Raw genomic sequence first — 680 nt, forward strand, 5'->3', positions numbered from 1 at the left:
TTTTGTACTAAGCATTCATAGGCTCTAAGGGCTGTTCCATCCCCACTAATCTTAATCCTTCTTTTAGTATATTTATACTTGCATTTATATCCCTGTCATGTTGTGTATTACAGTCTGGGCAAATCCAATTTCTAAGTGCTAAGTTTTTTACATCCTTATTTCTATGACCACATGCACTACATAACTGACTTGATGGATATGTATTTCCTATTATAGAAATTAATCTTCCATACCAAATAGCTTTATACTCAAGCAATCTCCTAAATTCATACCAACTAACTTCACTTATTGCACTTGCTAATTTATGATTCTTAATCATGTTACTTACTTTTAAATCTTCTAAACAAATTATTTGGTTTTCTCTAATTAGTTTAGTTGATATCTGATGTAGGTAATCTTTTCTTTGATTAGATATTCTTTCATGTATCTTAGCTACTTTATTTTTTTGCTTATTCCAATTATTACTAAACTTCTTCATTTTTGATAATCTTCTTTGTTCCAACTTCAATCTATAGTTAGCTTTTCTTAACCATTTAGGATTGTTGAATATGTCTCCATTAGAACATATTGCAAAATCTTTTAAGCCTAAATCTATGCCAATATACTTATTAGATTCTTCTAATTGTTTTATGTCAACTTCACAACATATACTAACAAAATATTTACTTGTAGGTGTTTTT

1 protein-coding gene is annotated in these 680 nt (G+C 28.2%); it reads right to left on the reverse strand.

The features are described 5' to 3' along the window. Nucleotides 1–7: 7 nt before the first annotated feature. Nucleotides 8–680: transposase (locus IC214_RS12595; protein WP_227845157.1), on the reverse strand; the 673-nt coding region annotated here is incomplete at its 5' end.

It is taken from the genome of Clostridioides sp. ES-S-0190-01, assembly GCF_020658275.1.
GTDB lineage: Bacteria > Bacillota > Clostridia > Peptostreptococcales > Peptostreptococcaceae > Clostridioides.